The sequence below is a fragment of the Pseudomonas sp. 24 E 13 genome (assembly GCF_900004715.1).
GTDB lineage: Bacteria > Pseudomonadota > Gammaproteobacteria > Pseudomonadales > Pseudomonadaceae > Aquipseudomonas > Aquipseudomonas orientalis_A.
The window spans coordinates 78,931-91,595 of sequence record NZ_CVTO01000154.1 but is presented as its reverse complement, the minus strand read 5'-3'; the positions used below and the strand labels follow the sequence as shown (position 1 = coordinate 91,595).

At 62.6% G+C, this 12,665-nt stretch carries 11 protein-coding genes and 1 pseudogene; 5 read left to right on the top strand and 7 right to left on the bottom strand.

Going from position 1 to position 12,665, the window contains the following annotated elements:
- Both BFP90_RS29350 and rlmKL read right to left on the bottom strand, forming a co-directional pair.
- The coding region (locus BFP90_RS29350; protein WP_256097510.1) for a CHASE domain-containing protein at positions 1 to 728 on the bottom strand (728 nt) is incomplete at its 3' end.
- Positions 729 to 926: 198 nt separating this feature from the next.
- On the bottom strand, positions 927 to 3,191 hold the full coding sequence (rlmKL, locus tag BFP90_RS24230) for a bifunctional 23S rRNA (guanine(2069)-N(7))-methyltransferase RlmK/23S rRNA (guanine(2445)-N(2))-methyltransferase RlmL (RefSeq protein ID WP_065892350.1): 2,265 nt from the start codon (positions 3,189 to 3,191) through the stop codon (positions 927 to 929).
- Between the two features lie 532 nt (positions 3,192 to 3,723).
- Here rlmKL and rmf point away from each other — a divergent pair.
- Complete coding sequence (rmf, locus tag BFP90_RS27800; protein WP_002553055.1) at positions 3,724 to 3,939, top strand: ribosome modulation factor; 216 nt, start codon at positions 3,724 to 3,726, stop codon at positions 3,937 to 3,939.
- Between the two features lie 189 nt (positions 3,940 to 4,128).
- Here the strand turns inward: rmf and BFP90_RS24225 are convergent, their stop codons facing one another.
- The 5 genes and pseudogenes from BFP90_RS24225 to BFP90_RS24205 form a co-directional block, all read right to left on the bottom strand.
- Positions 4,129 to 5,148 (bottom strand): quinone-dependent dihydroorotate dehydrogenase, encoded by a 1,020-nt coding sequence (locus BFP90_RS24225; protein WP_065898153.1) that lies wholly within the window; start codon positions 5,146 to 5,148, stop codon positions 4,129 to 4,131.
- Between the two features lie 85 nt (positions 5,149 to 5,233).
- Positions 5,234 to 5,695: a transglycosylase SLT domain-containing protein gene (locus BFP90_RS24220; RefSeq protein WP_065898152.1), complete on the bottom strand. Its 462-nt coding sequence runs from the start codon at positions 5,693 to 5,695 to the stop codon at positions 5,234 to 5,236.
- Positions 5,688 to 6,074 (bottom strand): winged helix-turn-helix domain-containing protein, encoded by a 387-nt coding sequence (locus BFP90_RS24215; RefSeq protein WP_065898151.1) that lies wholly within the window; start codon positions 6,072 to 6,074, stop codon positions 5,688 to 5,690. Before BFP90_RS24215 ends, BFP90_RS24220 begins: the two co-directional genes overlap by 8 nt.
- A gap of 158 nt (positions 6,075 to 6,232) precedes the next feature.
- Positions 6,233 to 6,454 (bottom strand): FliM/FliN family flagellar motor switch protein, encoded by a 222-nt coding sequence (locus BFP90_RS24210; protein WP_065887857.1) that lies wholly within the window; start codon positions 6,452 to 6,454, stop codon positions 6,233 to 6,235.
- A gap of 106 nt (positions 6,455 to 6,560) precedes the next feature.
- Positions 6,561 to 7,349, bottom strand: a pseudogene (locus BFP90_RS24205) (secretin N-terminal domain-containing protein); the annotation flags it as partial.
- A 281-nt stretch (positions 7,350 to 7,630) separates the two neighbouring features.
- On the opposite strand from BFP90_RS24205, the gene BFP90_RS24200 reads away from it, so the two are divergent.
- From BFP90_RS24200 to BFP90_RS24185, 4 genes are all read left to right on the top strand, one after another.
- On the top strand, positions 7,631 to 8,857 hold the full coding sequence (locus BFP90_RS24200; RefSeq protein ID WP_065898150.1) for a CmpA/NrtA family ABC transporter substrate-binding protein: 1,227 nt from the start codon (positions 7,631 to 7,633) through the stop codon (positions 8,855 to 8,857).
- Between the two features lie 10 nt (positions 8,858 to 8,867).
- Positions 8,868 to 9,443, top strand: a complete 576-nt coding sequence (locus tag BFP90_RS24195) for an ANTAR domain-containing response regulator (protein WP_065887855.1) — start codon at positions 8,868 to 8,870, stop codon at positions 9,441 to 9,443.
- A gap of 184 nt (positions 9,444 to 9,627) precedes the next feature.
- Positions 9,628 to 10,839 (top strand): nitrate/nitrite transporter, encoded by a 1,212-nt coding sequence (locus BFP90_RS24190; RefSeq protein WP_065887854.1) that lies wholly within the window; start codon positions 9,628 to 9,630, stop codon positions 10,837 to 10,839.
- Positions 10,839 to 12,509 (top strand): bifunctional protein-serine/threonine kinase/phosphatase, encoded by a 1,671-nt coding sequence (locus tag BFP90_RS24185; protein ID WP_065898149.1) that lies wholly within the window; start codon positions 10,839 to 10,841, stop codon positions 12,507 to 12,509. The genes BFP90_RS24190 and BFP90_RS24185 overlap by 1 nt, the downstream gene beginning before the upstream one ends.
- Positions 12,510 to 12,665: the final 156 nt, after the last annotated feature.

Genomic DNA, 12,665 nt, shown 5'->3' with positions numbered 1-12,665 from the left:
CCCTCGGCCACCAACTGGCGCATGCTGATCACCGCCATTACATAGCCGTACGGCTGGGGATCGACCGTTTTGCGCACCGGCGCTACCAGCAGCACCCCGGCGGCATACGCCGGCTCCAGGCCCACCAGTTGCATGGGCTGGGACACCGCCGCCTGGCCGCTGGCTTGCGCGCGCTCGACAACCGCGCGCCGCAGGGGTTGGGCAAGCAGGTCAAAACCCATTGGCGAGCCCAACAGACTCTGGGTCTGGCTATATAAAACCGGCACGTATTCATCGCGCTCGGACGCCGGCGCCAGCTCGCCTGCCGAATTCAATTCGCGGATGGTGAAAGGTGCGCCACGCTGGCGCGAGATGGTCTGCTCGAACTGGCTGCGCTGATCCCCGGACACTCGCGGCGCCCAGGCATAGGCACGCGCGTGCAACAACAGGGACTGGGCGAAACCGTCAAATTCGGCGCGGGACACCTCGTCGGAATTGACGAAAAAACGCCGCAGGCTATCCAGGCGCAGCTCCTGGTCTTCGAAGCGTTCCTGAATCCGGCTGTAGCGCTCGCTGACCAGCAACTGGAAGCGCTGGCGCACCTGTTGCTGATACAGGTCGGCAGCGGCCCACGCGATGACCAGGGTCAGCGCGCCACCCGTTGCCATTACCACCAATGCCACCAGCCAAGCCGATGCCTGTTCACTGATAAAACCAAGGATTTTCGGGCGTACGGCTTGCATCGGCATAGGCAACACTCACAGCGCCAGCGTGCGGGGTGTCACTTTGGCGGGACGTTAAGTTATAGCCATCCGTCGGGGGTTTGACCAGTGTAAAAAATGCGCACGCTTAATGTGGGAGGGGTTTGCCCTAATACCGTCTGTAGGAGCGAGCTTGCTCGCTCCTACCTGACTGGCATTAGGGCTTGCCCCCCCCACATTGGCGACTCAGCGTGCGCTGATTTTCCACGCCCGATGGATCTTCGCGTTACGCGCGAAATCCGGGTCGATGGTCTTGTCGCTGATTTCCTCGACCGCATAGCGTTCGCTGAGGTTGTCTTCCAGCTGGAACTTGCGGAAATTGTTCGAGAAGTACAACACGCCCCCCGGCGCCAGGCGCGCCATGGCCAGGTCGAGCAACTGCACGTGGTCACGCTGGACGTCGAAGATGCCTTCCATGCGCTTGGAGTTGGAAAAGGTTGGCGGGTCGATGAAAATCATATCGAACTCGTCACGACTGGCTTCCAGCCACGCCATCACGTCACCCTGTTCCAGGCGGTTCTTGTCGGAAAACCCGTTGAGGGAAAAATTGCGCCGCGCCCAGTCCAGGTAGGTCTTGGACAAATCGACACTGGTGGTGCTGCGCGCGCCGCCCTTGGCTGCGTGCACACTGGCGGTAGCGGTGTAGCAATACAGGTTGAGGAAACGCTTGCCCGCCGCTTCCTTCTGAATGCGCATGCGCATCGGCCGGTGATCAAGGAACAGGCCGGTGTCCAGGTAATCGGTGAGGTTGACCAACAGCTTCACGCCACCTTCGCTGACCTCGGTGAACTTGCCCTGGGCGCTTTGGCGCTCGTATTGCTTGGTGCCGCTCTGGCGCTCGCGACGCTTGACCACCACGCGGCTCTTGTCGACGTTGAGCGCCTGGGGAATCGCCGCGAGCGCGTCAAACATGCGCGCCGAGGCCTTCTCCGGGTCGATGGACTTGGGCGCGGCATATTCCTGCACATGCACCCAATCGTGATACAGGTCGATGGCCATGGAATATTCCGGCATGTCGGCGTCGTACACACGGTAGCAATCCACACCCTCACGCTTGGCCCACTTGCCCAACTGCTTGAGGTTTTTCTGCAGGCGGTTGGCGAACATCTGCCCGCCTTCGCTCAGGCGCGCCTGTTCGACCACCGGCGCCGGGGCCGGCTTGATCGGGTTGCCGTTCTTGTTGTACTGACGCTCTGCCGGTTCGGTCGGAGCCTGGTCGTAGGCCGCTTGCTCACGCTCGGCCTGGCGCTGCTCCGGGGTGCGACGCTCGCCGGTGACGAACTGATCGGGGTTGACCTTGATCAGCAGCAATTTGCACGGCAAGGCGCCGTTCCAGAACGAATACTGTTTGTGGCTGCGAATGCCCATGCGCTTGCCCAGGTCCGGTGCGCCGGTGAACACGGCGGCTTCCCACCCCATGCAGGCCTGGCGCAGACGCTCGCCGAGGTTCTGGTAGAGATACAACAGGCTGGCCTCATCACCCAAACGCTCGCCGTACGGCGGGTTGCAGATCACCAGGCCTTTCTGGTTCTGGTCCGGGCGCGGCTCGAACGTGCCGACTTCGCCCTGGTACACCTTGATCCAGTGGCTCAGGCCTGCGCGCTCGATGTTGTTGCGGGCCGGCTGGATCAGGCGCGGATCGGCTTCGTAGCCACGCACCCACAGCGGGGTTTTGTTCATGCCGACAGCGGCACGTTCAGTGGCCTCGGCGTGCAGTTTCTTCCACAGCGCCGGGACGTGCCCGAGCCAGGTGGTGAAGCCCCACAGTTCGCGATTGAGGTTGGGGGCCATGTCGGCGGCGATCATGGCGCCTTCAACCAGGAAGGTGCCGACGCCGCACATCGGGTCGGTCAATGCGCCGCCTTCGGCAGCAATGCGCGGCCAGCCGGCGCGAATCAGGATCGCCGCCGCGAGGTTTTCCTTCAGCGGCGCGGCGCCCTGCTGCAGGCGGTAGCCGCGCTGGTGCAGGCTGTGGCCGGACAGGTCGAGGGACAGGATGGCTTCACCACGGTCCAGGCGCAGGTGGATGCGCAGGTCCGGGTTGATCTTGTCGATGGACGGACGTTCGCCGGTCGGGGTGCGCAGCTTGTCGACAATCGCATCCTTGACCTTGAGCGCGCCGAAGTGGGTGTTGTCGATGCCCGAGCCGTGACCGCTGAACTCCACCGCCAGGCTGCCGTCGCTGACCATGTGGTCGGCCCACTCGATATCCAGCACGCCGTGGTAGAGGTCCTCGGCGTCCTTCATCGGGAAGCGCTTGAGGACCAGCAGTACCCGGTTGGCCAGGCGCGACCAGAGGCACAGGCGGTAGGCGGTTTCCATGTCGGCCATGCCGCGAACGGCCGAGGTGTGCTCGCGGGCCTCCTCAAGGCCAAGCCCGACGGCTTCCTCGATCAGCAGGCCTTCGAGGCCCTTGGGGCAGGTGAGGAAGAGTTCAAAACGGTCCGACATGGGGCATTCCAGGCTTTTCAGCAATAAATGAACGGGCGACGCATCGCCGGCTCGGTTTTCAATCAAGCACTTTTCTTGAAGAGCGCTCGCGTGGCACGAATGTGCCGTTCCACCCCGTCTGACGGGCCCTCGGGCCTTTATCGACGGTGCAGAAAAAGAATTTGAAGCAACAAAAAGAAATATTCCGACCCTTCGTCGAATAATAACCGACTGCAACAGGGGGTCATTCTCACCAAAGGATTAATCACATTTCCTTCGCAGGGCACATCATAGCTGGCTTTGCTTGAAAAAAGGGGCGAAAAGCCATCCCAGCTTATGGCTATAGCATCGTTATCGTTACGTGCTTATGACAAAACGATCATTGAATCCATGTGACCTATTGGTTAGAACTCAACACAGGTTGGCGCCGTAACGACGCCGACACATCGGCTCGCCACGCCGGCAGCGAGCCCACCAACGGCAGAAAAACTCTGCCCGGCCTCAGACGAGGCCGAAGGATATCTAGACAGTCAACAAGTGAGGGAAACACCCTATGAGAAGACTTAAGCGTGATCCGTTGGAAAGAGCATTTTTACGCGGATATCAATATGGCGTTCATGGAAAATCCCGTGAGCTTTGCCCATTTACTCTACCGTCGGTACGCCAAGCCTGGATCAATGGCTGGCGAGAAGGACGTGGCGACAACTGGGACGGTATGACTGGCACTGCGGGCATCCACAGACTCAACGAACTTCACGCCGTCGGCTAATCAGGGCATTTATAATCCGACACATCAACTTGAATAGATAACGACTTAACCACGCACGTCCTATCCGGGCGGCGGGCTTCGGCCCAGGGGCTCCTTCAGGGAGCCCTTTTTATTGCCTGTAACTGATCGTTCCCTCGCTCTGCGTGGGAACGATCTTCGGGGCGCGCGGGAACGAGCCTTCTGGAACCCTTAGCGCAACGCGGCGATCGCGTCCACCGATTCGCGAATCAGCGCGGGGCCCTTGTAGATAAAGCCCGAGTACAGTTGCACCAGGCTCGCGCCCGCTGCGATCTTTTCAGCCGCGTGCCTGCCTTCGGTGATTCCGCCCACCGCGATGATCGGCAAGCGCCCCGCCAGTTCGGCGGCCAGCACCTTGACGATATGGGTGCTTTTGTCCCGCACCGGCGCGCCGGACAAACCGCCCGCCTCGTCACCGTGGGCCAGGCCTTCGACGCCCGCACGACTGAGGGTGGTGTTGGTCGCGATCACCGCATCCATGCCCGCGTCCACCAGGGCCTGGGCCACCAGCACGGTCTCCTCATCGCTCATATCGGGCGCGATCTTGATCGCCAACGGCACACGCTTGCCGTGACGCACCGCCAGGTCTTCCTGGCGCTGGCGCAACGCTTCGAGCAATTGCTTGAGCGAGTCGCCGAACTGCAGGCTGCGCAAACCCGGGGTATTGGGCGAACTGACGTTGACGGTGACGTAGCTGGCGTGGGCGTAGACTTTGTCCAGGCAGATCAGGTAATCGTCCACCGCGCGCTCCACCGGCGTATCGACATTCTTGCCGATGTTGATGCCGAGGATGCCCTTGTACTTCGCCGCCTGAACCCGCGACAACAAATGGTCCACGCCCAGATTGTTGAAACCCATGCGGTTGATGATCGCCTCGGCGTCCGGCAGGCGGAAGATCCGCGGCTTGGGGTTGCCCGGTTGCGCACGAGGCGTCACGGTGCCGATCTCGACGAAACCGAAACCCAACTGCGCAAACCCGTCGATGGCCGCACCGTTCTTGTCCAGACCGGCAGCCAGCCCGACCGGATTGGGAAAGTCGAGTCCCATCACCGACACCGGTACTTTCGCCGCAGCCTTGCATACCAGGCCATTGAGCCCCAGGCGGCCACCGGCGCCGATCAGGTCCAGGGACAGATCGTGGGAGGTTTCCGGGGAGAGTTTGAACAACAGCTGGCGGGCCAGGGTATACATGGGCGGGCTAGACTCGGATGGCGGCGAAAGGTGGCGCGATTATAGCCGGGGAGACGGGCAGCATGCGAGGCGTGCCGCCGACTCGTCAATTACGGTGGGCCATCAAGGCCTCATAACGCGCCCAGACTTTTTCGGCGTATCGCAGGCGCAACGCATCACGCTCCGCTCCGGCGCCCGGCCCCACGTTGTAGGAACCCACCGCCGTCCAGTTGTAGCCGAAACGCTGGACGAAACCGGCAAGAATCGAGGCGCCAACCTCCACCGACAGACATGGCTCGTTCAGCAACCGTTCCTCGGTGATGCCCAGCTCGAGCAAGCGAGGCAAGTGACTGCTGTTGATTTGCATCAAGCCGATATCGTGGGTGCCATTGGCGTTGACCGCGTTGATCGCCTGCGCCCGGAACCCCGACTCCACCGCCGCGATCGCCTGCAGCAACTCCGGCTCGAAGTCGTAGCGACGCGCCACCTCATCCCAGCAGTAGGCCAGGGCCTGGTTGCTGCCCAGCAGCAGGCCGAGGATCAGGCCCCTGCCCCACCGCTTAGACATGGCTGATCTGTCCGCATGCCGCGCACGTGTGCACCACCCGCATCGGCTCAGCGTCTTTTACCTGCACGGGGCAGGTAAAACGATACCCCTTGCCATACACGGTCTTGATAAACCCCTTGTCGGCGCTCAAGTGTTTGCGCAAGGCATAAATGCAACGGGTCAATGACTCATCGGCCACCTCGCCCCTGGGCCAGGCGAGCGCCAACAGGCGGTCCTTGGTCATCAACGCACCGCCGGAGGCCAGCAACAATCGAAGCACGCTGCCCTCTTTGGGCGGCAGTTGAATGTCGGTTTCTCTGCCTGTCAGCCGACCATCGTCATGCAAGGTCCAATCAGCGAAAACGAGGGACTTTGTCGATTCTTCAATCACCACCGCCATAAGGCACCTGCACGTTCGACTGCTGACATTCAATCCAATCTTCCTGTGACGGCCCACTTGCCCGATGCCATGACTATAAAAACCTCCCTCGCGTATCACGTTAGGAAAAACCCGATTCAATCAGCGTCTTTCAGCGGTTTGCTGTAAGACAATTCGCCTCAACCGGAATACGGCAGCCACTCCTGATACACCTCATGCAGCTCCACCCCTAATCGATCCTCCAACTGCACCAACTCACCCACCGCCATCAGTTGCCCATTGACCCGAACCTCCACGCAATGGATGACTTCGGGTGCCAAAGGCAAGACTTTGCCCGGCGCAAACGCAGCCAGTCGCTTGCGGCTGATCAGTTGCTCCTGCAGCAGTATTTCCAGGTACATGGACTAACGCCTTTATTCAGGGAGAACGCTCGCGGCCCGACCTGACAAACGCACGTTGCACACGTTCATATTGCGCGGCCGTCAACGGCGGCGGCCCGGCCGGGGGCTTCGATTCGTCACGACCCGCTTCCACACGCCATGACGAGATTTCATTGACTTGCTTGGGCACATCCAATTCATCCACCAGTTTTTCGATCAGGCTGACCTGAGCAGGCTTGCCCTTGATCAGGAGGCTGTTGGTGTCCGGATAAGCGATCAGCGTCAGGTTCTTGTCCGCCAGCAGGCCCTTCTGCTCACTGGCCAGCAGGCCTTGGATGACGGAGGCCATGCCCGGCACCGTGACCTTGTTTGCGCCGGTCCCATGCTGCCGATCCTCGACGTGGGTATTGAACACCTGCACCACACCGAAGGCGTGCGCCCCCACACGCAGTTCACTGCGTTGCCGGTCGGTCAATTGCGCCAGCCGCAGCACCTGGCTGACGTAGCTTGGCGGCCCGGACACGTAGAACGTACGCACCCCGCTGTCGCGCAAGGGATAGCGCGATTCATCCATGCCTGTTCGGCGCATGATGCCGCGCAGCCGGTTGACCGAGATGTAGCGCAGCGCCACCGCAGAGGTCCTGGCTTCACTCGCGTTGTAGAGGTACACGGCCTGCCCGTCGCTGTGCCAGATCAGGCCTTCCTGCCCGGCCAGCGTTTCGAGGACCTGTTGCGGCGCGTCAAAATCGAATGTCCCGCTGACACGCTTGGGCGCCGCTTCCCGACTGACCACCACAGGCATCCCCAACGGCACCGACAGCGCCGTGAAAAAACTGTCCAGGCGCTCATCCCTGGCCTGATACGGATCGCCCCGGGCCACATGGCTGACCAGCAACAGCGCGACCCACAGCAGCATGCTGCAGAGGCAGTGGCGGGTCGTAATGGCGGAATCAGCATGCACCGTGGGTTTTCCTGGGGGGAGGACGCAAAAGAGCGGCCATACTGAAAGGCGGGCGAGGTTCAATCATGATGGAAAGCTGACGGCTGCCCCGTGGCATGTGCCTTGCTACGCACTCTCTATCAGGGCGCGCACCACCGACGGTGCGGGCCTACGGACAAAGGCGTCGTTTCCCTGTAATGGCCGGTATCGCCATCCGAGGGCGCGACGCTTTTTTTTGCGAGAAAAGGTAGGTGTTGATGAACGATTCGGTCGACGGCAGCTCGGTGAACCCCGCGCTCGCCTGGGTAAACGGCAGTGACGCCCCGGAAAAGAGCAGCCTGGACCTGGGTTTCATGGCCCTGACTGATTGCGCCTCGCTGGTGGTCGCCGCCACCCAGGGGTTTGCGCAACCCTACGGCCTCACACTGAACCTCAAGCGCCAATCGTCCTGGGCCAACTTGCGCGACAAACTGGTCAGCGGTGAGCTGGACGCCGCCCATAGCCTCTACGGCCTGATCTATGCCGTGCACCTGGGCATCGGCGGCGTTGCGCCGAGCCCGATGGCGGTGCTGATGGGGCTCAATCAAAACGGACAGAGCATCAACCTGTCCCGTGGGCTGCAACAGCAGGGCGTGGTCACTCCTGAGGCGCTGGATCGCCACGTGCACCAAAGCCGCACAAAACTCACCTTCGCCCAGACCTTTCCGACGGGCACCCACGCCATGTGGCTGTATTACTGGCTGGCGAGCCAGGGCATCCACCCGCTGCGGGACGTGGACAGTGTGGTAGTGCCCCCGCCGCAGATGGTCGCGCACCTGCAGGCGGGACGCATCGACGGCCTGTGTGTCGGCGAACCCTGGTGCGCCAGCGCCGTCAAGCAGAACCAGGGCTTCACCCTGGCGACCAGCCAGTCGATCTGGCCCAATCATCCGGAAAAAGTCCTGGGTTGTACCCAAGCCTTCGTCGACCAGTACCCCAATACGGCGCGCGTATTGGTGATGGCGATTCTTGAGGCCAGTCGCTTTATCGAAGCGAGCACGCAAAACCGTCGTTCCACCGCCCAACTGCTCAGCGCCCGCGAGTACCTCGACGCACCGCTGGACTGTATCGAGCCACGACTGCTGGGGCACTACGAAGATGGCCTGGGCAACCAGTGGCAGGACCCGCATGCGCTGCGGTTCTTCGCCGATGGCGCGGTCAACCTGCCTTACCTGTGCGACGGTATGTGGTTCATGACCCAGTTTCGCCGTTGGGGCCTGCTGCGCGAAGACCCCGATTACCTGGCCGTCGCCCGCCAGGTGCAACAATTGGATGTGTATCGTCAGGCCGCCAGCGCCGTGGGCGTGCCGACCCATGCCCAGGATATGCGCAGCAGCCAGTTGATCGACGGCAGGATCTGGGACGGCTCCGACCCCGCCGGCTATGCCCGCAGCTTCCGCCTGCACGCCATGGCGGATGACACCAGCCGCCAAGCGCTGCGCTAGGAGCACGAGCATGCTGCGAATCCTGTTGATCAACGACACCCCGCGCAAAGTCGGCCGGCTCAAGGCCGCGCTGACCGAGGCCGGCTTTGAGGTGATCGATGAATCCGGCCTGACCATCGACTTGCCCGCACGCGTCGAAACAGTGCGCCCCGACGTGATCCTGATCGATACCGAGTCACCCGGCCGCGATGTGATGGAACAAGTGGTGCTGGTCAGCCGGGACCAGCCCCGCCCTATCGTGATGTTCACCGATGAACATGACCCGACTGTCATGCGCCAGGCGATCAAGTCCGGGGTCAGTGCCTATATTGTCGAAGGCATCCAGGCCCAGCGCCTGCAACCGATCCTCGAGGTGGCCATGGCGCGCTTTGAAAGCGACCAGGCCCTGCGTGCCCAGCTGCACGCCCGCGATCAACAGTTGGCGGAACGCAAGCGCATCGAGCTGGCCAAGGGTCTGCTGATGAAAATGAAGGACTGCAATGAGGAAGAGGCCTACACCCTCATGCGCCGTCAGGCCATGAGCCGACAGCAGAAACTGATTCAGGTGGCCGAACAGATTATTGCCATGAGCGAATTGCTCGGCTGATCTGGCGCGGCTCTTGCTAAAGAACCGTTACAGGTAGCCAACGGCGGTTGCCCCATCAACGACAAAGACGTCGCACACCCGGTTTGCCCTCGCGAACCCGGTGGCGGCGTTTTTTTTCGTTTCGGCCCCAGCGCATGGAGCCACCAGGTCTTCCGACAAGCCCCCCCAACCGTTGAGGTGCGTGATGAAATCAAGCTTCTGGAAATCCGGGCACACCCCGACCCTGTTTGCCGCGTTCCTGTATTTCGACCTGAGTTTCATGGTCTGGTACCTGCTGGGCCCCCTGGCGGTACAGATTGCCGCCGACTTGCACCTGAGCACTCAACAGCGCGGGCTGGTCGTCGCCACGCCGATCCTGGCGGGCGCGGTGCTGCGCTTTCTCATGGGCATGCTGGCCGACAAGCTGTCGCCCAAGACCGCCGGGCTGATTGGCCAGGTGATAGTCATCGTGGCGTTGTTCTGCGCCTGGAAACTGGGCATTCACAGCTACGAGCAAGCCCTGTTGCTGGGCATGTTCCTGGGCATGGCCGGTGCCTCTTTTGCCGTCGCCCTGCCGCTGGCCTCGCAATGGTATCCGGCCGAGCACCAGGGCAAAGCCATGGGCATCGCCGGCGCCGGCAATTCCGGCACCGTGTTTGCCGCCTTGCTGGCACCGGTACTGGCGGCGGCCTTTGGCTGGAGCAATGTATTCGGCTTCGCCTTGATTCCGCTGATTCTCACCCTGATCGTGTTCGCCTGGCTCGCGCGCAATGCCCCGCAACGCCCGAAAGCCAAGGCGATGGCCGACTATTTCAAGGCCCTGGGTGATCGCGACAGTTGGTGGTTCATGTTCTTCTACAGCGTGACCTTTGGCGGCTTTATCGGCCTGGCCAGCGCCCTGCCCGGCTACTTCAACGACCAGTACGGCCTGAGCCCGGTGACCGCCGGCTACTACACCGCGGCCTGTGTCTTCGGCGGCAGCCTGATGCGCCCGCTGGGCGGCGCCCTGGCGGACCGTTTCGGCGGGATCAAGACCCTGCTCGGCATGTACAGCGTGGCCGTGATCTGCATTGCGGCGGTGGGTTTCAACCTGCCCAGTTCTTACGCCGCGCTGGCGCTTTTCGTCTGCACCATGCTCGGCCTCGGCGCCGGCAATGGCGCGGTATTCCAGCTGGTGCCCCAGCGTTTTCGCAGTGAGATCGGCGTGATGACCGGCTTGATCGGCATGGCCGGCGGCATCGGCGGTTTTGCGCTGGCCGCCGGCATGGGCGCGATCAAACAGAGTACCGGCAGTTACCAGCTAGCCCTGTGGTTGTTCGCCAGCCTCGGCGTACTGGCCTGGTTTGGCCTGCACGGCGTCAAACGCCGCTGGAGAACCACCTGGGGTTCGGCCGCCGTGACCGCCGCCCGCGTCTGATGAGCCTGCAACTGAGCATCGCCCAGGCCAGTGCGATTGGCCCCAGGGCAGAAAACCAGGACGCGTTGCGGGTGGTCACGCCCAGGGCGGAGCTGGCTGCGAGCAAAGGCTACCTGTGCGCATTGGCCGACGGCGTCAGCCAATGCGCCGATGGTGGCCTGGCCGCGCGCTCGACCTTGCAGGCACTGGCCCTGGACTACTACGCCACGCCGCAGACCTGGGGCGTGGCCCAGGCGCTGGAGCGCTTATTGGTCGCGCAGAACCGCTGGCTGCAAGCCAATGGCGGCGGTCAGCCGCTGCTGACCACCCTCAGCGCCCTGGTCTTTCGCGGCCGGCGTTTCACCCTCGCCCACGTCGGCGATTGCCGCGCCTATCGCTGGCTGGACGGCGAGCTGCAGCGCATCAGCGAAGACCATGTGTGGGACCAACCGGGCATGCAGCATGTGCTCAAGCGCGCCCTTGGCCTGGACCAGCACCTGGTACTGGACTTTCTCGATGGCGAACTGCGCGCAGGCGAATGCTTCCTGCTGCTCAGCGACGGAGTCTGGGCGACGTTGGGCGACCACAGCATCCGTGCGATTCTGCGCGAGCAGACCGACCTGGACCTGGCGGTCAACACCCTGGTCAATGCCGCGCATTTGGCCGGAAGCCAGGACAATGCCAGCGCCTTGCTGGTGCGCATCGATGCCCTCGGCGCCGCCACACTGGGCGACGCACTGGTGCAGTTGCAGCAGTGGCCGCTGCCGCCACCGCTCAAGGCCGGGCAACATTTTGAGGGTTGGCAGGTGCACAGCCTGCTGGCGCAGAGCCGACAATCGTTGCTGTATCGGGTACGGGATGATCAGCAGCGACCCTGGCTGCTGAAAACCCTGGCATCAAGCCGCGACAACGACACTGACGCCGCCCAGGCCCTGCTCTCGGAAGAATGGTTTCTGCGCCGGGTCGCCGGCCGCGCGTTCCCTGAAGTGCATGCCGCCGGTGAGCGCCAGCATTTGTACTACGTGATGCGCGAATACCCGGGGCAAACCCTCGCAGAACTGTTCAAGCGCCAGGGCCCGTTGCCCCTGGCGCAATGGCAGTCCATCGCCGAACGCTTGCTGCGCGCGGTCGGCCTGCTGCACCGGCGGCAGATCCTGCACCGCGATATCAAGCCGGAAAACCTGTTGCTGGGGGACGACGGCGAACTGCGCGTGCTGGATTTCGGCCTGGCCTACTGCCCGGGGCTGTCGCAAGACCCTGCCGGCGCACTGCCCGGCACCCCGAGTTTTATCGCGCCGGAGTCGTTCAACGGTGAACGTCCTACCCCACAGCAGGATTTGTACAGCGTCGGCGTCACCCTCTATTACCTGCTGACCGGCCACTATCCCTACGGCGAGATCGAAGCCTTCCAACGCCCGCGCTTCACTCACGCGGTCAGCGCCAGCCGCTACCGTCCCGATGTGCCGGACTGGTTGCCCGCAAGCCTGGAACGCGCCGTGGCCGCACAACCGCAGCAGCGCTATGAGACCGCCGAAGAATGGCTGCTGGTGCTGGAACAGGCCGACCGGCGCGAGCTGAGCGTGCGCCCGCGCCCTTTGCTGGAGCGTGAACCGCTCAAGGTCTGGCAAGCGCTGGCGACCACTTCGCTGCTGATCAATCTGGTGCTGCTGTTCTGGCTATTGCACCACTAACGGGCAGATCCTGCGGCCCTATGGGTTTAAAACTCAATAAAACCGGGGATATCGACACTTGGCACAGCGGCTGCATCAGCTTGCCCAACAACCCACATATAGCCGCGCCTTCAACGTCGAAGGATCGAGCTTCCCGAGAGAACGGGACCAGGACAA

Coding starts and splice junctions, on each gene's coding strand:
- BFP90_RS24215 (WP_065898151.1), bottom strand. CDS start 6,074: ATGGCGGTGGTGATTGAAGAATCGACAAAGTCCCTCGTTTTCGCTGAT.
- BFP90_RS24220 (WP_065898152.1), bottom strand. CDS start 5,695: ATGTCTAAGCGGTGGGGCAGGGGCCTGATCCTCGGCCTGCTGCTGGGC.
- BFP90_RS24200 (WP_065898150.1), top strand. CDS start 7,631: ATGAACGATTCGGTCGACGGCAGCTCGGTGAACCCCGCGCTCGCCTGG.
- rmf (WP_002553055.1), top strand. CDS start 3,724: ATGAGAAGACTTAAGCGTGATCCGTTGGAAAGAGCATTTTTACGCGGA.
- BFP90_RS24195 (WP_065887855.1), top strand. CDS start 8,868: ATGCTGCGAATCCTGTTGATCAACGACACCCCGCGCAAAGTCGGCCGG.
- BFP90_RS24210 (WP_065887857.1), bottom strand. CDS start 6,454: ATGTACCTGGAAATACTGCTGCAGGAGCAACTGATCAGCCGCAAGCGA.
- rlmKL (WP_065892350.1), bottom strand. CDS start 3,191: ATGTCGGACCGTTTTGAACTCTTCCTCACCTGCCCCAAGGGCCTCGAA.
- BFP90_RS24225 (WP_065898153.1), bottom strand. CDS start 5,148: ATGTATACCCTGGCCCGCCAGCTGTTGTTCAAACTCTCCCCGGAAACC.
- BFP90_RS24185 (WP_065898149.1), top strand. CDS start 10,839: ATGAGCCTGCAACTGAGCATCGCCCAGGCCAGTGCGATTGGCCCCAGG.
- BFP90_RS24190 (WP_065887854.1), top strand. CDS start 9,628: ATGAAATCAAGCTTCTGGAAATCCGGGCACACCCCGACCCTGTTTGCC.